This window comes from Streptomyces sp. NBC_00385 (genome assembly GCF_035917155.1).
In the GTDB taxonomy this organism is placed as follows: domain Bacteria; phylum Actinomycetota; class Actinomycetes; order Streptomycetales; family Streptomycetaceae; genus Streptomyces; species Streptomyces poriferorum.
Map to the genome: position 1 here is coordinate 8,018,910 of NZ_CP107951.1, position 22,586 is coordinate 8,041,495.

A 22,586-nucleotide genomic window follows, 5' to 3' on the forward strand; every position below is an offset into this window, starting at 1 on the left:
GCGACGTCAACTCTCCTCGTCGTACGGTTCATTCGGATCCGAGCTGTCCGTCGATGAGCTGGAAGAGCTCGTCGTCGGACGCCTGGTCCAGCTGGGGGGTGGCGGTGGTGTCGGTGTCCAAGACAGTTGAGGGGGTGCCCCCGGCTGCCGTGAGCCTGGCCTGCAGGGAGGCCAGTCGGGCGGTGATCCGCTCGCGGGCCTCCGCGCCGAGCGCGGCCCCGTCGACGGCGGTCTCCAGCTCGTCGATGCGGGCCAGCGCCGATGCCGCCCCGCCGGGCAGCCGGTCGGTCAGCTCCCCGTGGAGATGGGCGGCGAGCGCGGTCGCGGTCGGACGGTCGAAGAGCAGGGTGGCGGGCAGCCTCAGCCCGGTCTCGGCGGCGAGGCGGTTGCGCAGTTCGACGGCGGCCAGTGAATCGAGGCCGAGGTCGAGCAGACCCCGGTCGGCGGGAACCGGACGGTTCGGCGGGTGGCCGAGGATCTCGGCCACCGCCGCCCGCACCAGATCCAGCACGAGGCGCGGCCGATCCGCCTCGGCGGCCCCGGCGAGCTTGCGGACCCACGGGGCGTCGCCGTCCACGTCGACGACGGGACCGCCGCTTGCTCCGGCCGCCTGCGCGGACCGCCGGGCCGGCAGACCGACCAGGGTCCGCAACAGTGGCGGCACGCGGTCCGGGTCACCGAGCCTGCGCAGCGCCGAGGTGTCCAGCCGTGCCGGTACGGCGGTGGTGAGTCCCGAAGCCAGCGCCGAGTCGAACAGCGCGAGCCCCTCCTCCGCGGTCAGTGGCGCGATGCCGGTACGCGCGATCCTGGCCAGATCGGCGCCGCCCAGGGCCCCGCCCATGCCGCCGGGCTGCTCCCACAGCCCCCAGGCGAGGGAGAGCGCCGGCAGTCCGAGCGCGTGGCGGTGCTGGGCCAGCGCGTCCACGTACGTGTTGGCGGCGGCGTAGTTGGCCTGCCCGGCGTTGCCGATGACCCCCGCGACCGAGGAGAACAGGACGAAGGCGTCCAGTTCGGTCCCCCGCGCCATGGTCAGTTCGTGCAGCAGCAGGGCGGCGTCCGCCTTCGGCCGGAGAACCGTCGCGAAGGCGTCATCCGTGAGCGCCTCCAGCGTGGCGTCCGCCGTGACCCCCGCCGCATGGACGACAGCGGTCAGCGGATGCCGGTCGGGAAGGGAGTCGAGGAGTTTCGTGAGTGCGGCCCGGTCGGCGAGGTCGCAGGCGGTGAGCGTGACGTCGGCTCCGAGACCGGTGAGGTCGGCCACGAGCTGCCGGGCTCCGGGCGCGTCCGGGCCCCGGCGGCCGGTCAGATGCAGGCGCCGGACCCCGTGGTGGGTGATGAGCCGTTCGGCGACCAGCCGGCCGAGCGCACCCGTGGCACCGGTCAGCAGCACCGTGCCCCGCCCCGCGTCCGGCAGGGCCGTACGCCTCTCCTCGGCGACCGGGACAGCGGCCAGGCGGGGCACCAGCACTTCGCCTTCCCGGAGGGCGATCTGCGGTTCCTCCGTGCCGAGGGCCGCGTCCCGGACCAGGGCCGACGCGTCCGTCCCGTCCGTGTCCAGCAGGACGAACCGCCCGGGATGCTCGGTCTGGGCCGTACGCACCAGTCCCCACCAGGCCGACCGGTCGAGCCCCGGCACCGGTTCGCCGTCGCGGACGCCGATCGCGCCGGTCGTCGTGACGACCAGCCGGGCCCCGCCGAAGCGGGGCTCGGCCAGCCAGTCGCGCAGCACCCGCGCGAGGCCGGGCAGGGAAGTTTCCTCCCCGTCCAGTACGGCATCGCCGAGGAACTCGCCCTCCGCGTCCGCGATCCTGAGCGCCTCGTCGAGGCCGACCGCGGCGGCCTGCTTCTCGGGGGCGGGCGACGTCGTCCACTCCACCCGGTACAGGCCGTCCCCGTCCCGGCGGGCCCGAGCGAACCGTGCCGGATCGGCCTCCCGTACGACCAGGGACGCCACGGACAGCACCGGAGCTCCTGCCTCGTCGGTCAGTAGCAGTGCGGTGGTGTCGGGCCCGGCCGGAGACAGCCGTACGCGCACCGATCCGGTCCGCGTCGGGTACACCCGCACCCCGTTCCAGGAGAACGGGACCGGAAGTCCGCCCGACGGCCCGGGGCCCGCGAGCGCGAGCGGGTGCAGGGCGGAGTCGAGGAGGGACGGCGACAGGAGGTGGCCGTCGTCCGCTTCGGCCGGTCCGACCTCGGCGAACCAGGTTCCGTCGGCCGGGTCGCGCCATGCGGCCCGCAGCCCCTGGAAGGCGGGGCCGTAGGTGTAGCCCAGGGCGGCCAGTTCGGCATAGGCGCCACCGACCTCGACAGGTTCCGCCCCGGCCGGCGGCCAGGCACCCTTCTCCGGCTCCGGCGGTGCGGCCGTGTCCGGAGCGAGAACCCCCGAGGCATGCACCGTCCACGGCTCGCCGGCCGCCCCGTCCCCGTGCCCGGCATCCGGCCGCGAGTGGACCGTGACCGTCCGGCGGCCGTCCGCCCCAGCCGCCCCGACGCTCACCTGCACCCGCGCGGATCCCGTTTCCGGGAGCAGCAGCGGATCACTGAGGGTCAGTTCGTCGACCACGGCGGCACCGGTCTCCCGGCCCGCGTACAGGGCGAGTTCGAGCAGCGCGGCTCCCGGCAGGACCACCGTGCCGAGCACCGCGTGGTCGGCCAGCCACGGATGGCTGTCCAGGGAGAGCAGCCCCGAGTGGACCGTGCCGTTACCGCCGGCGAGTTCCACGGCGGCCCCGAGCAACGGATGGTCCGTGGCCCCGAGACCCGCCTGCTCCACCCCGGCCGTCCCGGAAGGAGCGGCCGGGCGGTCCAGCCAGTACCGCTCGCGCTGGAACGGATACGTCGGCAGCTCGACGCGCCTGCGGCCGTCCGCCACCCCGTACAGGGTCCGGCCGACGGTGGCACCGGCGGCGTGCAGCGCGCCGAGCGCTTCCGGCAGCGAGCGCAGTTCGGAGCGGTCGCGGCGCAGCAGCGGCACCAGTACCGCCTCCGGGTGCGAGTCGGCGGCCATGGTCGTGAGCACCGCGTCCGGGCCGAGCTCCAGGAACGTCCCGATGCCCAGGTCCTTGAGCGTGCGGACGCCGTCGGCGAACCGGACCGCCTCGCGGACGTGCCGTACCCAGTGGTCGGCGGAGGCGAAGTCGTCGGCATCGACGGCCTGTCCGGTGAGGTCGGAGATCACGGTGAGGGCCGGCGTCCGGAAGTCCAGCCCCGACACCACCTCACGGAACTCCGCGAGGACCGGTTCCATCAGCGGCGAGTGGAAGGCGTGGCTCACGGTGAGCCTGCGGGTCCTCGCGCCCGTTCCGGCCGCCCGGGCGGCGATCTCGTCCACCGCTCCGGCCTCGCCCGACACCACGGTGGCGCGGGGCCCGTTGAGCGCCGCGATGCCCGCACGGTCGTCGAGACCGGTCAGCAGCCGCGTCACCGACTCCTCGTCGAGCGCCACGGCCAGCATGGCGCCCCCGGCAGGCAAACCCTGCATCAGCCGCCCCCGCGCCGCCACCAGCGTCGCCGCGTCGCCCAGCGACAGCACACCCGCCGCGTGCGCGGCGGCCACCGACCCGATGGAGTGCCCGAGCAACGCGTCGGGACGCACCCCGAAGTGCTCCACCAGCCGGAACAGCGCCGTCTCCAGGGCGAACAGCGCGGGCTGGGTGTAGCGCGTCTCGTTCAGCAGGGCCGCCTCGGGCGTGCCCTCGTCGGCAAACATGATCTCGCGCAGCGAGCGGCCGACGCGTGGGTCGAGCGCCGCGCACACCTCGTCGAAGGCGTCGGCGAACACACCGTGCGCCGCGTACAGTTCCCGTCCCGCACCGGCGCGCTGGCTCCCCTGACCGGTGAAGAGGAAGGCGGTCCGCACCCCCTCGGGCGCCAGGACCCCGCGGTTCTCGCCCGACGCGACGGAGGCCAGCGCGCGCAGGACTTCCTCCCGGCCGGCCGCGACGAAGGAGGCGCGGTGCTCGAAGGGACCGGGACCCGCGGCCAGAGCCGCCGGGACGTCCGCCGGGTGCGGCGCGGGCCGCCGTTCGAGCACGTCGGCCAGTTGCGCCGCCCGCGCCCTCAGCGCACCGGGCGTGTGCCCGGACACCAGCCACGGGAGGAGCGGGCCGTCGGCTCCGGTGCCGGTGCCGGTGCCAGGAGCCTCCGTGGCGGGCGGGGTCTCGGGGGCGGCCGGGGTGTCCGCCGGCGCCTCCAGGATGACGTGGGCGTTGGTCCCGCTGATCCCGAAGGACGACACGCCCGCTCGCCGGGGCCGCCCGTGCTCCGGCCAGGAGGCCGTTTCGGTGAGCAGCGCGACGCCGCCTTCCGACCAGTCGACCTGTGAGGTCGGCCGGTCGATGTGCAGGCTCCTGGGGAGGGTCCCGTGCCGCATGGAGAGCACGGTCTTGATGACGCCCGCGACGCCCGCCGCGGCCTGGGTGTGCCCGATGTTGGACTTCACCGAGCCCAGCAGCAGCGGCGTGCCGTCCTGCCGGTCCTGCCCGTAGACGGCCAGCAGCGCCTGGGCCTCGATCGGGTCCCCGAGCCGGGTCCCGGTCCCGTGCGCCTCGACGGCGTCGACGTCCCTGGCGGCCAGACCGGCCCGGTCCAGCGCCTGGCGGATGACCCGCTGCTGCGAGGGGCCGTTGGGTGCGGTGAGGCCGTTGCTCGCGCCGTCCTGGTTGACGGCGGAGCCCCGGAGCAGGGCCAGCACCTCGTGGCCGTGGCGCCGGGCGTCCGAGAGCCGCTCCACGAGCAGCAGCCCGACGCCCTCTCCCCACCCGGTGCCGTCGGCGGCCTCCGCGAACGGCTTGCACCGCCCGTCGGCGGAGAGCCCCCGCTGCCGGCTGAACTCGACGAAGGTCGCGGGCCCGGCCATCACGGTGACCCCGCCGGCGAGCGCCAGGTCGCATTCGCCCTGCCGCAGCGCCTGGGCGGCCAGATGGAGGGCGACCAGGGACGAGGAGCACGCCGTGTCCACGGTCACCGCGGGCCCTTCGAGACCGAAGGTGTACGAGACCCGGCCGGAGGCCACACTGCCCGCGCTTCCGCTGACCAGGTACCCCTCGACCTCGCCGGGGGCGTTCGGCGACTGGTGCAGCCGGGCCCCGTAGTCGTTGTACATCACCCCGGCGAACACCCCGGTACGGGAGCCGCGCAGCCCGGCCGGGTCGACTCCGGCCCGCTCGAACGCCTCCCAGGCCGTCTCCAGCAGCAGCCGCTGCTGCGGGTCCGTGGTGAGGGCCTCGCGCGGGCTCATCCCGAAGAACTCCGGGTCGAAGTCGGCGGCCGCGTGCAGGAATCCGCCCTCCCTGGCGTACGAGGTGCCGGGGCGGGAGGCGTCCGGGTCGTAGAGGGCGTCCAGGTCCCAGCCCCGGTCGGTGGGGAAGCCGGAGACGGCATCGGTCCCGTCGCTGACCAGGCGCCACAGCTCCTCGGGCGTGGTGACTCCGCCGGGGAAGCGGCAGGCCATGGAGACGATGGCGATCGGGTCGTCGTCGGTGGCATCGGCAGCCGCCGTGACCGGGGCTGCCGCGGCCGTGGATCCGACGAGTTCGGTACGCAGCCGGGCGGCGAGCGCCCGCGGGGTCGGGTGGTCGAAGACCAGGGTGGTGGGCAGGCGCAGACCGGTGGCCGTACCGAGCCGGTTCCGCAGGTCGACGGCTGCCAGCGAATCGAAACCGAGGTCGGTGAAGGCGCGGCCGCCGGGCACCGCCGCCGCGTCCGCGTGGCCCAGCACGGTGGCCGTGGCGGCGCGCACCAGCTCCAGCAGCTTCCGTTCCGCGTCCTCGTGCGAGAGGCCGGCCACCTGGTCGGCGAAGGCCGGGCCGGACGCCGTGGCGGCGGAGTTGGCCGCGCGGCGGGGCCGCGTTGCCGTCAGCGACCGCAGCGGTGCGGGGACCGGCACGCCTCCCTCGCCCAGGGTGGCGGTGGTGAAGCGGGAGGCGACGAGCAGCGGGAGCCGGGAGCCGAGCGCGTCGTCGAAGAGCCGCACAGCGTTCTCGGCGGGAAGCGGGGCGATGCCGGAACGGGCGAGCCGGACGAGATCGGAGGTGCCCAGCCCCGACCCCATCCCGTCGGGCTGGTCCCAGAGGCCCCAGGCGACCGAGGTGGCGGGCAGACCCAGGGCGTGGCGGTGCTGGGCGAGGGCGTCCAGGTAGGTGTTGGCCGCCGCGTAGTTGGCCTGGCCGGCCGTGCCGGTGACGCCGGTGACCGAGGAGAAGAGAACGAAGGCGGCTGGTTCCAGGCCGAGCTCGACGGTCAGCTCGTGCAGCAGCAGGGCCGCGTCCGCCTTAGGCCGCAGGACCGTGTCGAGGCGGTCCGGGGTGAGGTCCTCCAGTACACCGTCGTCGAGGACTCCGGCCGCGTGTACGACCGCACTCAGGGGGTGTGCGGCGGGGATGCCGGTGAGCAGGCGGGTGACGGCGGCCCGGTCGGTGGTGTCGCAGGCCACGAGGGTAACGGTGGCCCCGAGCTCCGCGAGGTGCGCGAGCAGTTCCGGCGCGCCGGGGGCCGTCGGGCCGCGCCGACCGGCGAGGAGCAGATGCCGGACTCCGTGGTGGGTGATGAGTCGCTCGGCGATCGTGGCGCCGAGCGCCCCGGTGGCTCCGGTCAGCAGCACGGTGCCCGCTCCGTCCGGGCCGGCGACCGAGAGGGACGGGGACGCGGTGTTCGGGCCGTGCGGTGTGATCCGCGCCAGCCGGGGCACGAGCGCCCGGCCTTCGCGCAGGGCGAGTTGGGGTTCGTCCGCTGTCAGTGCACCGGCCAGGGCCCGTTCGCTCGCCGCGCTGTCGTCGGAGTCGACGAGGACGAAGGTGCCGGGGTGTTCGGACTGGGCGGTGCGGAGCAGACCCCACACCGCAGCGGCGGGGAGACCGGCGACGGCCTCGCCCGGCCCGGCCGCGACGGCGTTCGAGGTGACGACGGCGAGCCTGGAGCCCGTGGGCCGCTCAGCCACCAGCCACTCCTGGACGAGCGCCAGGGCCCGGTGGGTCGCCTCGGCCACGGAAAGGCCGGAGTCGATCCGTACGATCTCGGGCGCGGGCAGCCCGTCACCGGCGCGCCCGCGGTGAGCCCCCGCTTCCGTCCACTTCACCGCGTACAGCGGGTCGGTGGGGGTGGGGGCCGTCGGGGCCGCTGTCACGGCGGGCGCGGGCAGCAGATGGACCGCGTCCACGGAGGCGACCGGGTCCCCGCCCGAGTCGGTCAGCGAGAGGGACATGGAGTCCCCGCCGGCCGGCTCCAGCCGGATCCGCACCGAGTCGGCACCGGTGGCGTGGAGGCGGACACCGGACCAGGAGAAGGGAAGCTTCAGCTCCGTACCCCCCTCGCGCAGGGGCAGGAGGTGCAGCGCCGCGTCGAGCAGCGCGGGATGCAGGGCGAACTCCCCGGCGGAGTCGCGCAGTTCCTCCGGCAGGGCGGCATCGGCGAAAAGGGTGTCCCCGACGGCCCAGGCGTTCCGCAGGTTGCGGAAGTCCGGACCGTAGCCGTAGCCCAGCCGCTCCAGCCGTTCGTAGACCTCGGCGACGTCCGTGGGGACCGCGTCGGCCGGAGGCCACTCGGTTTCCGGTGCGGGAACCTCGTGGTCCGCCGGAGCCAGCCGGCCGGAGGCGTGCCGCACCCACGGCGAACCGTCGGCGGGCCGGGCATGCAGGCTGAACGGTCGGCCCGTGCTGTCGGGCGCACCGACCGTGAGCTGAAGAGACACTGCCGAGCCGTCGGCCGGCAGCGCGAGCGGAGCTTCGAGCGTCAGCTCGTCAACGACCGGGGCATCCGCCTTCTCGCCTGCCCGCAGCGCCAGTTCGACGAAGAGCGCCGCCGGTACGAGCGGCGCTCCGCCCATCGCATGGTCGGCGAGCCAGGGAAGCAGGGCCGTGCCCACCTCACCGGTGAAGAGCAGGCCGTCGTCCTCGGCCAGCTCGACGGCCGGGGCGAGCAGCGAGTCGGTTGCGGCGGTCGAGTCGGCCGCTGTTGCGTCCAACCAGTAGTGGGTGGGTTGGAAGGGGTAGGTGGGGAGGTGGGGGTGGGTGTTGGTGTGGGGTGTGGGTGGGGTGGTGGGGGTGCCTTGTGCGTGGGTGGTGGCGAGGGCGGTTTGGTAGGTGTGGTTTTCGTTGTGGTTTTTGCGGAGGAGGGGGGTGGTGTGGGGTGTGTGGGTGGTGAGGGATGCGTCGGGGCCGAGTTCGAGGTAGGTGGTGATGTTTTTGGTGGTGAGGGTGGTGATGTTGTTGTGGTGGCGGACGGTGTTGCGTATTTGGTTGGTCCAGTGGTGGGGGGTGGTGGGGTCGCCGTTGGTGATGAGGGGGGTGTGGGGTTGGTGGTAGGTGAGGGTTTGGGCCGTTTCGTGGAATTGGTTGAGGATGGGGTCCATGTGGTGGGAGTGGAAGGCGTGGCTGACGGTGAGGGGGTGGGTGCGGTGGCCGTTTCGTTGGAGTGTGTGGGTGGCGTGTTGGATGGCGTCGGTGTCGCCTGAGATGACGAGGGAGGTGGGGCTGTTGACGGCGGCGAGGGCGATGTGTGCGTTGAGGTAGGGCTGTATCTGTTCTTCGGTGGCTTCGATGGCGGTCATGGCTCCGCCGGGTGGGGCGGATTGCATGAGTTGGGCGCGGGTGGTGATGAGGAGTGCGGCGTCTTCGAGGGTGAGGATGCCGGCGATGTGGGCGGCGGTGAGTTCGCCGATGGAGTGGCCGGTGAGGTAGTGGGGGGTGACGCCGTGGTGTTTGAGGAGGTGGTGGAGGGCTGTTTCGAGGGCGAAGAGTGCGGGTTGGGTGTAGCGGGTTTCGTTGAGCAGTGCTGCTTCGGGGGTGTCTGGGGTGGCGAACATGATGTCGCGCAGGGGGTGTTCGAGGTGTGGGTCGAGTGCGTCGCAGGCATCGTCGAGTGCGGCGGCGAAGGCGGGGTGGGTGGTGTAGAGGGTGTGGCCCATTCGGGGGCGTTGGCTGCCCTGGCCGGTGAGGAGGTAGGCGATGCGGGGTGTGGGTGCGGCGGTTCCTCGTACGAGTGCCGGGTGTTCCTCGTTCGCCGCGAGTGCGGTCAGGGCGTCGAGGGCCTGGTCCCGGTCACCCGCCAACACCACCCCACGGTGTTCCAGGGCAGCGCGTCCGGTCGTCAGGGTTCGGCTGATCGCCACCGCCGAGTCCGGCCGTTCCCGTACGAAGGTGGCGAGCCGTGCCGCCTGGCTGCGCAGGGCGGCCGGGCTGTGCGCGGACAGCGGCCACAGCACGGGTGTGCTGTCGTCGGTGTCGGGAGCGGATTCCTGTAGCTCGGGTGCCTGTTCCAGGATGACGTGGGCGTTGGTCCCGCTGATCCCGAAGGACGACACGGCGGCCCGGCGCGGCCGGTCATGGTCCGGCCAGTCCGTCTCCTGCGTCAGAAGCCTGACGGCCCCCGCCTCCCAGTCGATGTGCGGGGACGGGGTGTCCACGTGCAGGGTGCGGGGGAGCACGCCGTGGCGCATGGCCTCGACCATCTTGATGATGCCGCCGACCCCGGCCGCCGCCTGGGCGTGCCCGATGTTCGACTTCAGTGAACCCAGCAGCAGCGGCTCGTCGTCCTGCCGTTCCTGCCCGTAGGTGGCAAGGAGAGCCTGGGCCTCGATCGGGTCGCCGAGCTTCGTCCCCGTTCCGTGCGCCTCGACCGCGTCGACCTCCGAGGCCCGCAGGCCCGCGCCGGCCAGGGCCTGGCGGATGACGCGCTCCTGCGAGGGGCCGTTGGGTGCGGTGAGGCCGTTGCTCGCGCCGTCCTGGTTGACGGCGGAGCCCCGTACGACCGCGAGCACCTGATGACCGTTGCGCCGGGCATCGGACAGCCGCTCCACGAGCAGCAGCCCCACCCCCTCCGACCAGCCCGTGCCGTCGGCCGAGGCGGAGAAGGACTTGCACCGGCCGTCGGGGGAGAGCCCGCGCTGCCGGCTGAACTCGACGAACGTGTCGGGGCGGGCCATCACGGTGACGCCGCCGGCGAGTGCCAGGTCGCATTCGCCCTGCCGCAGCGCCTGGGCGGCCAGATGGAGGGCGACCAGGGAGGAGGAGCACGCCGTGTCCACGGTCACCGCGGGCCCTTCGAGACCGAAGGTGTAGGCGACCCGCCCCGAGATCACGCTCGATGTGTTGCCCGTGAGGAGATAGCCCTCCAGATCCTGCGGGGCCTTGAGGAACCTCGACCCGTAGTCGTTGTACATGACCCCGGCGAAGACCCCCGTTCGGCTGCCCCGCACGGTGCCGGGGTCGATTCCGGCCCGCTCGAACGTCTCCCACGCCGTTTCCAGGAGCAGCCGCTGCTGCGGATCGGCCGCAAGGGCCTCGCGCGGGCTGATCCCGAAGAACTCGGCGTCGAACTGCCCTGCCCCGTACAGGAATCCGCCCTGGCGGGAGTACGACGTACCGAGGTGATCCGGGTCCGGGTCGTAGAGGTTCGCCAGGTCCCAGCCCCGGTCGGTGGGGAAGCCTCCGATGGCGTCCTGCGCCGATGCGACGAGGTCCCACAGATCGTCGGGCGAGGCCACACCGCCCGGGTAGCGGCAGGCCATGCCGACGATCACGATCGGATCGTCCTGGTCGGTGGGCCGCGCTCCGGTGACCAGGACGCCGGGGGTCGCGGCGGGGCCCCCGGGCAGCAGGGTCAGCACATGGGCGGCCAGGGACCGGGGGGTGGGATGGTCGAAGACGGCCGTGGCGGAGATCCTCAGGCCGGTGGCCGCGGCGAGCCGGTTACGCAGATCGACCCCCGCGAGGGAGTCGAAGCCCAGATCCCGGAAGGCGCGGGAGTCGTCCAGGGCCGCCGGTGTGGTGTGACCGAGCACCATGGCCACCGTCGTCCGGACCAACTCGGTTACCGTGCGCTGCCGTTCCGCCTCCGGGAGGCCGGCGGTGCGCAGCGCCCACGAGCCGGTGCCGGAGACATCGGCCGACGCGGCCGAGGCGCGGGGGCGCCGCGTACGGACCAGGCCGCGCAGCAGCGAGGGCAGGGCGCCTTGTTCCGCCCTCGACCGCAGGGCGGCGGCGTCGATCCTTACGAGGACCGGTGCCGGGTCCCCGCCGTCGAGGGCCGCGTCCAGCAGCGCCAGACCGTCGCTGACGGACAGCGGAGCGAGCCCCGACCGTGACCAGCGGGCCAGTTCCGGCGCTCCCAGGCCTCCGCTCATCCCGTCGGGCTGGTCCCAGAGGCCCCAGGCAAGTGAGGTGGCGGGGAGGCCCAGGGCATGGCGGTGGTGTGCGAGGGCATCCAAGTAGGCGTTGGCGGCCGCGTAGTTGGCCTGTCCGGCGTTGCCGGTGACGCCGACGACGGAGGAGAACAGGACGAAGTCGTCCAGCTCGGCATCGGCCGTCAGTTCGTGCAGGTATGAGGCCGCATCGGCCTTCGTGCGGAGCACGGCCTCCAGCCGCTCCGGCGTGAGGCTCCCGATCGTCACGTCGTCGAGGACACCGGTCAGATGGAAGACGGCCCCCAGGGGATGCGCGGACGGGATCGAGGCGAGCGCCCCGGCAAGGTCCTCGCGCGAGGCCGCGTCCCCGGCCGCGAACCGCACCTCGGCCCCGGCCCCGGCGAGGTCGCGGGCCAACTCGGCCGCGCCTTCGGCGCGTTCTCCGCTCCGGCTCAGCAGCAGCAGATGCCGAGCCCCGTGGTGGTCCACGAGATGCCGGGCGACGAGCCGGCCGAGCCCGCCGGTCCCGCCGGTAAGCAGGACGGTGCGGCGGCCGTAGTCACGGCCTTCGGGCGCGGACCGGGGGGCAGCGCCGCGGGTGAGCCGCGGAGCGAACAATGAGGTTCCGCGCAAGGCGAGTTGGGGTTCGTCGTGCGATGCCTCCGACAGCAGGGCGAGGTCCGGTGCATCCCCGTCGACGTCCGCCAGGGCGAACCGGCCGGGGTGCTCCGACTGCGCCGACCGGACCAGCCCCCACGCGGCGGCCGACCAGGGATCGGGCGCGGCGTCGCCCTCCACCGCGGCCAGCGCACCCCGGGTGGCGAACAGCAGCCGTGCATCGGCGAAGCGGTCCTGCTCCAGCCACTCCCGTACCAGCGCCAGAGCGTGTGCGGCCGCGCCGCGCCCCTGCGGAACACTTACGGCGACGACTTCGGGCACGGGTGCGTCCGGCGTGAGGTCCCCGAGCGTGTCCACGTGCACCGGTCGCGACCGTGCGGAGGCCTCGTGGGTGACGGGTGTCCAGTCGATGCGGTGCGGGACTGGCGTGCGGCTGCCCGGTGTGCCGAGCGCCGCCGCGTCGACCGGCAGCAGGGTGAGCGAGTCGGCGGACAGGACGGTGTTGCCGGCCGGGTCGGTGACCGAGAGCCGCCCCGACGACCAGCGGGCGCGCACAGAGGTGGCGCCGGTGGCGAAGAGTTCGATGCCCGACCAGGCGAAGGGTACGGGCAGCCCCGCACCCTCCTGCGCCTCGCGGCCGACCAGTGGATGCAGGGCCGCGTCGAGCAGGGCCGGGTGGATCGGGAAGTCCGTCGCCTGGTCCAACAGCTCATCCGGAAGCGTGAGTTCGGCGATGAGGTCGTCGCCGTCGCGCCACGTGGCTCGCACGGCACGGAAGGCGGGCCCGTAGGCGTACCCCAGCCGGCCGAGCCGTTCGTACAGCGTCCCGACATCGAGGGCCTCGGCGCCGCGCGGGGGCCAGGTGCTGTCGTCCGCGACCGGCCGGGCGGCCGTGGGCGGAGTCAGTGTGCCCGTGGCGTGCCGGGTCCAGTCACTCGACGGGTCCGGGCGCGTGTGGATGCTGAGGGAGCGGTCGCCGTCCGCACCGGCTGGGCCGACGGTCAGCTGGAGCAGCAGGAAACCGGTGGCGGGAGGCAGGAGCGGCGCCTCCAGCGTCAGTTCCGCCACCCTCGGCGCGTCCACGGCCTCGCCGACGGCGAGCGCGAGGTCCACGAAGGCGGTTCCGGGCAGAAGCGTGCGGCCGAGGATCTCGTGGTCCGCGAGCCAGGGGTGGGCGTCCTGCGACAGCCGGCCGCTGAACACCGAACCACCCTGTTCCGCGAGTTCACCCGACGCGCCGAGGAAGGGGTGGCCCGTGGCCGCGAGGCCGAGCGACTCCGGACCGGCCGGGGCACCCCTGGCCACCCGCCAGTAGTGGGTGGGTTGGAAGGGGTAGGTGGGGAGGTGGGGGTGGGTGTTGGTGTGGGGTGTGGGTGGGGTGGTGGGGGTGCCTTGTGCGTGGGTGGTGGCGAGGGCGGTTTGGTAGGTGTGGTTTTCGTTGTGGTTTTTGCGGAGGAGGGGGGTGGTGTGGGGTGTGTGGGTGGTGAGGGATGCGTCGGGGCCGAGTTCGAGGTAGGTGGTGATGTTTTTGGTGGTGAGGGTGGTGATGTTGTTGTGGTGGCGGACGGTGTTGCGTATTTGGTTGGTCCAGTGGTGGGGGGTGGTGGGGTCGCCGTTGGTGATGAGGGGGGTGTGGGGTTGGTGGTAGGTGAGGGTTTGGGCTGTTTCGTGGAATTGGTTGAGGATGGGGTCCATGTGGTGGGAGTGGAAGGCGTGGCTGACGGTGAGGGGGTGGGTGCGGTGGCCGTTTCGTTGGAGTGTGTGGGTGGCGTGTTGGATGGCGTCGGTGTCGCCTGAGATGACGAGGGAGGTGGGGCTGTTGACGGCGGCGAGGGCGATGTGTGCGTTGAGGTAGGGCTGTATCTGTTCTTCGGTGGCTTCGATGGCGGTCATGGCTCCGCCGGGTGGGGCGGATTGCATGAGTTGGGCGCGGGTGGCGATGAGGAGTGCGGCGTCTTCGAGGGTGAGGATGCCGGCGATGTGGGCGGCGGTGAGTTCGCCGATGGAGTGGCCGGTGAGGTAGTGGGGGGTGACGCCGTGGTGTTCGAGGAGGTGGTGGAGGGCTGTTTCGAGGGCGAAGAGTGCGGGTTGGGTGTAGCGGGTTTCGTTGAGGAGCTCTGCGTTGAGGGTGTCTGGGGTGGCGAACATGATGTCGCGCAGGGGATGTTGGAGGTGGGGGTCGAGTGCGTCGCAGACGTCGTCGAGTGCGGAGGCGTATGCGGGGTGAGTTTCGTAGAGTGTCTGGCCCATCTGGGGGCGTTGGCTGCCCTGGCCGGTGAAGAGGTAGGCGATGCGGGGTGTGGGTGCGGCGGTGGCTCGTACGAGTGCTGGGTGTTCCTGGTCGGTGGCGAGTGCGGTCAGGGCGTCGATGGCCTGGTCCCGGTCACCCGCCAGCACCACCCCACGATGCCCAAGGGCAGCGCGCCCCCGGTACAACGCCGAAGCGAGCTGCTGGGGTTCGACCTCCGGGTGTTCCACGACATACGTACGCAGCCGTGCCCCCTGCTCGCGCAGTGAGTCGGTGCTCTGAGCGGAAAGCGGCCACAACACCGGCTCGAAGTGCCCGGGTTCGGGTGTCGCCGGGACCGAATCGATTGGGTCCGGGGCGTGTTCCAGGATGACGTGGGCGTTGGTCCCGCTGATCCCGAAGGACGACACGGCCGCCCGGCGCGGCCGGTCGCGCTCCGGCCAGGGCACGTCCTCGACCAGCAGGCGCACCGCACCCGCCTCCCAGTCCACATGCGGCGACGGCGCGTCCACGTGCAGCGTGCGGGGCAGCAGACCGTGGCGCATGGCCTCGACCATCTTGATGATGCCGCCGACCCCGGCCGCCGCCTGGGTATGCCCGATGTTCGACTTCAACGAACCAAGCAGCAGCGGCTGTTCGGCCGGCCGATCCTGGCCGTACGTGGCCAGCAGGGCATCGGCCTCGATCGGGTCGCCGAGACGTGTCCCGGTCCCGTGCGCCTCCATCGCGTCCACATCGGATGTGCCGAGACCGGCATGGGCCAGGGCCTGACGGATCACCCGCTCCTGCGAGGGGCCGTTGGGTGCGGTGAGGCCGTTGCTCGCACCGTCCTGGTTGACGGCGGAGCCCCGTACGACCGCCAGCACCCGATGACCGTTGCGCCGGGCATCCGACAGCCGCTCCACGAGCAGCAGTCCTGCCCCCTCCGACCAGGCGGTGCCGTCGGCGCCTGCGGCGAAGGCCTTGCAGCGTGCGTCCGACGCGAGGCCGCGCTGCCGGCTGAACTCCAGGAACATTCCCGGTGTCGGCATCACGGTCACTCCACCGGCGAGTGCCAGATCGCATTCGCCCTGCCGCAGCGCCTGGGCCGCCAGATGCAGTGCCACCAGGGACGAGGAGCAGGCCGTGTCGACCGTCACCGCCGGGCCCTCAAGGCCGAAGGTGTACGCGACCCGCCCCGAGGCGACACTCGCCGTGCTGCCGGTGAGTAGATAGCCGTCCAGGCCCTCGGCCGGTTCGTGCAGGCGGGGCCCGTAGTCCTGGGCGGTCGCACCGATGAACACACCGGACGCGCTGCCGCGCAGACTGTCGGGTGCGATGCCGGCCCGTTCGAAGGCCTCCCACGCCGTGGTGAGCAGCAGCCTCTGCTGCGGGTCCATCGCCGCCGCCTCGCGCGGACTGATTCCGAAGAGCGCGGCGTCGAACTCACCGGCCCCGTAGAGGAATCCGCCCTCCCGGACGTAGGAGGTGCCGGGCCGATCCGGGTCCGGGTCGTACAGCGCTTCCAGGTCCCAGCCCCGGTCCGTGGGGAACGGGCCGATGGCATCCGTGCCCCCGGCGACCAGGTTCCACAGGTCCTCGGGCGAGGCCACCCCGCCCGGGTAGCGGCATGCCATGCCCACGATGGCGATCGGCTCGTCCGCCTGGGACGCCGTATCCGTGCGGCCGGCCGGCAGGCCGGCCCTCCCCGCAGACCCGTCGAGCCGTTCGCGCAACAGCCGGACCACGGCCTCCGGCGTCGGGTGGTTGTAGACCAGGGCCGAGGGCAGCGGGAGTCCGGTCGCGGTCCGGAGCCGGTCGCGCAGTTCCACCCCGGCCAGTGAGTCGAATCCGAGGTCCTTGAACGTATGGCCGGGATCGACCGCGTCGCCGGTGACATGTCCCAGCACGATCGCGACCTGCGTCCGGACCAGATCCAGCAGGTCCGTGCCGGACACCGCACCTTGTGCGGGCGCGGGTTCGTCCTCCCGTACCGGCACCGCCGCGTCCGGCGCCGCGACCGGGCCGTCCAGCCAGTGCCGGTCCCGCTGGAATGCGTACGTCGGCAGCGGGACGGTCCTGCCGCCCCGTGCCGCGAGTGCGTCCGCCCAGTCCACCCGGGCACCGCGTACGTGCGCCTGGGCCAGTGCGGTCGTCAGGGTCTCCGGCTCGGGCCGCCCGCGCCGCAGGACCGACAGTGGCGCGGGCTGTCCGTCACCGAGTGACGCACGGGCCAGGGCGGTCAGGACGGCGTCCGGGCCCAGCTCGACGAAGACACCCACACCGTCGTCCCGCAACGTGCGCAGTCCGTCATGGAAGCGGACGGCGTCGCGGATGTGCCGTGTCCAGTACTCGGGTGAGGCGAGTTCCTCGGCGGTCGCGAAGTCACCCGTGACGTTCGAGACGACCGGAATCCTCGGCGCACGGAACTGCAGCTCCCCGGCGATCCGCCGGAACGCGTCGAGGACCGGGTCCATCAGCGGCGAATGAAAGGCATGGCTGACCGTCAACCGCCGGGTGCGGCGCCCCTGGGAGGCGAAGGCGTCCTTGATCCGCAGGACATCGGGCTCGTCGCCCGAGACGACGACCGCGCGCGGACCGTTGACGGCGGCGATCGAGACCCGGTCGGTGAGATGCGGGATCACCTCCTGCTCGGTCGCCTCCACCGCGGCCATCGCGCCGCCCGCCGGAAGCTCCTGCATCAGCCGGCCCCGGGCGGCGACCAGACGCGCGGCATCGTCGAGCGAGAGGACTCCGGCCACATGGGCGGCGGTCAGCTCGCCGATCGAATGCCCGGCGAGCCGGTCCGGTCGCAGGCCCAGGTGCTCCACCAGCCGGAAGAGTGCTGTCCCGACCGCGAAGAGCGCGGGCTGCGTATACCGCGTCTCGTCCAGCAGCGCAGCCTCGGGCGATCCTTCCGCCGCGAGGACGATGTCCCCCAGCGGGCGGTCCAGATGCGGGGCGAAGGCCGCGCAGACGCGGTCGAAGGCCTCGGCGAACTCCTTGTACGCGAGGTAGAGTTCGCGTCCCATCCCGGCGCGCTGACTGCCCTGCCCGGTGAAGAGGAAGGCCGTGAGGGACTGCGTGTTCGCGCGGCCGCGTACGAGAGCGGGGTCGTCCCGGTCCTCCGCCAGGGCCTCGACCGCGCGCAGCAGCGCATCCCGGTCGGCCGTCACCGCGACGGCCCGCTCGTCGAAGAGGGTGCGGGTGGTGGCGAGGGAGTACGCAATGTCGAGGGGCGACGCGTCGGGGCCGGCGGCCGTGAGGTGGTCGCGGAGCCGGGCGGCCTGACCGCGCAGGGCCCGGCCGTCGCGGGCGCTGAGCAGCCAGGGGACGGGCGGCCGAGGCGCATCGGCCGCCGGCGGATCCACCGCTTCGGTGTCTCCGGTTGCCGTTCCGGGAGGGGTTTCTGCCGCGTCTCGGGCTTCCCCGGTGTCTCCGGTTGCCGTTCCGTCAGGGGTCTCCGCCGCATCCACGGCTTCCCCGGTGCTGACGGTTGCCGTACCGGCAGCGGTTTCCGCCGCATCCACGGCTTCCCCGAAGCCGCCGGCCGCCGTACCGGAGCCGGTCTCCGCCGCATCCACGGCTTCACCGGAGCCGGAGCCTCCGGCCGCCGCACCGGCCTTCGTGCCCGCCGCATCCGCCACCACCACATGGCAGTTGGTCCCGCCCATCCCGAAGGAGCTGACCCCCGCGATCAGTGGAAGCTCCTCCCGGGGCCAGGGACCCTCCTCGGTCCGGACCCGAAGGCCCAGGTCCGCCAGCGGGATCTCCGGGTTGGGCACATCGAAGTTGAGGCTGGCCGGGATCCGGCGCCGGGAAACGGACAGCGCGGCTTTCAGCAGCCCCACCAGACCGGCCGCGCCCTCCAGATGCCCGACGTTCGTCTTCGCCGACCCCACCTGGAGCGGCGCGTCGGCGGGCCGGCCGGTGCCGAGCGCCGCACCCAGCGCGGCGGCCTCCACCGGGTCGCCCACCGGTGTGCCCGTGCCGTGCAGCTCGACGTACTGGACCTCACCGGCCGTGACACCCGCGCGGGTGTACGCCTCGCGCAGCACCGCTTCTTGCGCACCCCGGTCAGGGACGGTGAGCCCTTCGGACGCGCCGTCGTTGTTGACCGCGCTGCCCAGGATCACGCAGTGCACCCGGTCACCGTCGGCCCGGGCCCGGTCCAGCGGCTTGAGGACGACGGCGACACCGCCCTCGCCGCGTACATAGCCGTTGGCGCGCGCGTCGAACGTGAAGCAGCGGCCGTCGGGTGACAGGGCCCCGAACTTTGCGCTGTCCGCGCTGCTGCCGGGGGAGAGGATCAGATTCGCACCGCCGACGACGGCGAGATCGGACTCACCGCTGCGCAGGCTCTCGCAGGCGAGATGGACCGCGACCAGCGACGAGGACTGGGCCGTGTCCACCGTCAGGCTCGGACCGGTGAGACCGAGCACGTACGAGAGCCGGTTGGCGAGGATGCCGCGGTGCAGCCCCGTCATGGAGTACCGGTCCCCGCCCGTCCCGCCCCTGCGGTGGTGGAGGGCCGCGTAGTCGTCCCAGATGGCGCCGGCGAAGACGGCGGTACGGCTTCCGGCGAGCACACCGGGGACGATCCCGGCCTCCTCCAGTGCCTCCCAGCCCAGCTCCAGCAGCAGCCGCTGCTGGGGGTCCATCGCCGCCGCCTCACGGGGCGGGACACCGAAGAATCCGGCGTCGAACCGGTCCACCTCGTCGAGGAAGCCGCCGCGGGCGGGGGCCCCTGCGGACCGGCGGCCCGCGGGAGCCTCCCCGACGGCGTCCTCCCCGCGGCTGAGCAACTGCCAGAAGGCGGCGGGATCGGGTGCCCCGGGGAGGCGGCAGGCGAGACCGATGACGGCGATAGGTGCGGAGTGGGCGCTACGCATGATCTGTGACGTACTCCCTCGTCGAGAACGACCCGGCGAGACCCACCCTCCCCAGCCGCGCTAACGGCGGCCTTTGTGCGTTCTAAATCGCCCCGGAGCCGTCCGCGCGTTCCCCGGCCGCGTGCAGCCCGCGCCGCAGCGCCGTCAGGTGCTCCAGCGCGATGCGGTGCTGCTCGTCCGGGTCCGGTGTACCCGCCGACCCGCCGAACGCGTGGTACGCCCCGGGGAAGTTGTGCAGCTCGACCGGCACCCCGGCCTGCGCCAGGCGGAGCCCGTACAGCAGCCCCTCGTCGCGCAGCGGATCGAGACCCGCGGTGGAGAGATACGCCGGGGGCAGCCCGCCAAGGTCCCCGGCCCGTGCCGGGGACGCGTACACGGGAGTCCCGACCCGGTCCGTGCCCAGATAGAGCTCCCAGCTCTCCTGCGCCAGCCGGCGGTTCCAGACCGGCGTGTCCACGTACGCGGTCATCGAGCCCGTCTCCAGCCGGTTGTCGAGCACCGGAGTGCTCAGGTGCTGGAAGACCAGCCCGGGCCCGCCCCGGTCCCGGGCGAGCAGGGTCAGCCCGGCGGCGAGACAGCCCCCGGAACTGGCCCCGGCCACCGCGAGCCGCGCCGGATCCGCCCCGAGCTCCTTCGCGTTCCCGGCGGTCCACTCCAGTGCGGCCCAGCAGTCGTCGAGCCCGGCGGGAAACGGATCCTCCGGCGCCAGCCGGTACGCCACCGCCACGACCACCGCCGAGGCGAACGACGCCGCCTGGGCCGCCGAGTGGTGAACCGAGTCCACATTGCCGAGGACGAAGCCCCCGCCATGGATCCACAGCACCGCGGGCAGCGCGGACCCCGCCCCGGCCGGTCGGTACACCCGCACCCGAACCTCCGGCGAACCGGGCGGCCCGGGCACCCATCGCTCCGTCACCTCGACCCCCGGCACCGCCGGGAGCTCGCGCAGCGGTCGCGGACCCGCCCGATGGTCCGCGACCGCGTCGGCCAGCCGTCCCGTCACCGGCATGCTCAGGCCTCCAGAGCGATGGCCTGCGAGGGACAGAGCGCCACGGTGTCCCGCAGCCTCGCCTCCTCGGCCGCGCCGTCCACCCGGTCCTCCAGGACGAGGACCGTGCCCTCGTCGGACTGGTCGAAGCGGTCGGGGGCGGACAGGACGCACTGACCCGCGCCCAGACACCGCTGTGTATCGGCCTTGATGTGCATGGCTTCCGGTTCCCTTCTGATCACCATGTGACAGGCAGGCGCCAGATGCCCTGGACACCGCCCGGTTCCTTGACCGGCAGCTGCCCGGAGGGTTCGGCGAGGCGCAGCCCCGGCAGCCGGCGGAAGAGTGTGGACAGGGCGATCTCCATCTCGGCACGGGCCAGGTTCTGGCCGATGCACTGATGGACGCCATGTCCGAAGGAGATGTGGTGGCGGGCGCCGCGCCCGACGTCGAAGGCGTCTGCTGCGGGGAACGCCTCGTCGTCCCGGTTGGCCGACGAGATCACGACGATCACCCCGTCACCCGCCCGGACCCGGTGCCCGCCGAGCTCCGTGTCGACTGTCGCGAACCGGGCGACGCCGTCCGCGATCGCCATGTACCGCAGCAGTTCCTCGACCGCGCCCGGCAGCAGCGACTCGTCGGCGCGCAGGGCCGCGAGCTGCTCCGGGTTCTCCAGCAGGGTGAGGACGCCGAGCGCGATCGCGCTCGCCGTGGTCTCGTGTCCGGCGACCAGCAGCAGCAGCGCGATGTCGACCAGATCGCGGCGGGTGAGCGCACCGGTGGAGAGCTGCTCGGCGATCAGGGTGTCGAGCAGCCCGTCGCCCGGTTCCTCCTCCTTGCGCCGGATCAGCCCGTCGAGGTACGAGGCGAGCTGCGCGAAGGCGTCGGCGCTGTCCTCCAGACTCGTCGTCCCGGTGACGACCCGCCGGGACTGCTGCTCGAAGAAGCCGTGGTCGGCGTAGGGGACGCCGAGGAGCTCGCAGATGACGACGGACGGCACAGGCAGAGCGAAGTCCGGAACCAGATCGGCGACCGGGCCCTTGGCCTCGATCGCGTCGATCAGTTCGTCCACGAGCCGCTGGATACCGGGCCGCAGCGCCTGGACCTTGCGGACCGTGAAGTTGGTCAGCAGCATGCGCCGCTGGACGGTGTGTTCCGGCGGGTCCATGCCGATGAAGTTGCGGACCTTGCGCGCCGACTCGAAACGGGGAGCGGTGGCCGGGTAGTGCGGATGGACCCGGTCCGAGGAGTAGGTGGCCGCGTCGAGCAGGACCTGACGGGCCTCCGCGTGCCCGCTCACCGCCCAGACCCGGCGCCCGTTGTACAGCTCGACCAACGAGACCGGTCCCTGCTCGCGGTACGTGTCGTAGCCGGCGGGCGGCTGGAAGGGGCAGCCGCGCGCCTGCGGATACGCGGGCAGCTCCTGGCCCTCAGTCGAGGGAGCAGTACTGATCTCGGTCATTCCCCGGCCTCCAGGACAGTGAGCGGAACGACGGCAGGTGCCGGTGCGGCCGGTGGAGCCGCTTCGGACGCTGCCGGATTCTTCGCGCGCGGAGCGCTGAACCGCCGTACGGCGGGGGCCTCGACCCAGGTGAACAGGGCGTGGGCCAGGGCCAGGGCGGCCAGCAGGGCGGCGATCAGCAGGGCGGCCGCCGCGGCACCGGACAGCTCCTCGCCGGCGACGAGCCACTTGTGGCCGTACGTCACCACCAGCCCGTGCACCATGTAGAACGCGAACGAGAGCTCGCCGAGCCGCACCAGCACCCGCCCCCGGAAGGGCGAAGCGGTCTGCCGGACATCGGCCTGCGCGGCGGCGACGACCAGCGGGGTGAGCCACAGGGCGCCGGTGCCCGCGACACCGTACAGATACGGCACCGACGCGTTGAGGACGTAACCGCCCACGGCGATCGCGGCGGCGGGCAGCAGCGCGACGCGGGGGATCGCGCCGGTCAGCACCAGCCGGGCGGCGATCATGCCGAGCACGAACTCGATGGCGCGGACCGGCGGGAAGAAGTAGACGGACCAGATCTGCTCGAAGGACAGCGAGCCGTCGTCGATGAACGGCAGCGGGGTACCGGCCACGGCCCAGCCGCTGACGGCCGGCACCAGGACGGTGAGTGCGCCGAGCACACCGGCGAGCGTCCACAGCCGGCGAGCCGTCAGCCGCTCCAGGAAGGGCAGCAGGAACGGGAAGGCGAGATAGAAGAACAGCTCGCACGACAGCGACCAGCTGACGGCGTTCATCGTGTTCGGGACCTGGATCTCGGGTATCCACGCCTGCACGAGGAAGAGGTTGGCCAGGACGCCCTTCGTGGTGAACACCTCGGAGGCGGCCGCCATCAGGGCGGCGGCGGCCACGAAGGTGACCAGGTGGTTGGGGAAGATCTTCACCAGTCTGCGCCGCCAGACGCGGGGCGCGCCCTCCGCGGGCCGCGCCGACCAGGTCAGGACGAAGCCGCTGAGGACGAAGAAGAACGTGACCCCGTAGAAGCCCGCGTTGGCGAACGTGTCGCCCAGCGTGTCGCCCAGCCTGCCCTCGAAGAACCGGGTCTGGAAGGTGGTGTGGAACGCGAAGACCAGCAGGGCCGCCAGGAAGCGCATCCCCGTGAGGGACGGCAGCCTGGCGGCCCGCGGCAGGTCCGGGACGGGTGGCGGCGGGGTGGACGGTGCTGGGGAGCCTGGCATGGCTGATGACCTCCGACTTGTCCGAAACTGGCCCGTCGAGGCTCGCAGTCGCGT

The 22,586-nt window shown here is 72.9% G+C and carries 5 protein-coding genes; all 5 read right to left on the reverse strand.

All coding sequences use genetic code 11. The annotated features are described in order from the left end of the window. Positions 1-28: 28 nt before the first annotated feature. A complete protein-coding gene (locus OG959_RS35545; RefSeq protein ID WP_326665159.1) occupies positions 29-18,859 on the reverse strand; it encodes an SDR family NAD(P)-dependent oxidoreductase in 18,831 nt (6,276 codons plus the stop codon). A gap of 82 nt (positions 18,860-18,941) precedes the next feature. Continuing rightward, positions 18,942-19,868: an alpha/beta hydrolase gene (locus OG959_RS35550; protein WP_326665161.1), complete on the reverse strand. Its 927-nt coding sequence runs from the start codon at positions 19,866-19,868 to the stop codon at positions 18,942-18,944. A 2-nt stretch (positions 19,869-19,870) separates the two neighbouring features. Next, positions 19,871-20,065, reverse strand: a complete 195-nt coding sequence (locus OG959_RS35555) for a ferredoxin (protein WP_136326119.1) — start codon at positions 20,063-20,065, stop codon at positions 19,871-19,873. A 20-nt stretch (positions 20,066-20,085) separates the two neighbouring features. After that, positions 20,086-21,309, reverse strand: coding sequence for a cytochrome P450 (locus OG959_RS35560; RefSeq protein WP_326665165.1), 1,224 nt, complete (start codon positions 21,307-21,309; stop codon positions 20,086-20,088). Further along, positions 21,306-22,532: an acyltransferase family protein gene (locus OG959_RS35565; protein WP_326665167.1), complete on the reverse strand. Its 1,227-nt coding sequence runs from the start codon at positions 22,530-22,532 to the stop codon at positions 21,306-21,308. The genes OG959_RS35560 and OG959_RS35565 overlap by 4 nt, the downstream gene beginning before the upstream one ends. Positions 22,533-22,586 lie beyond the last annotated feature (54 nt).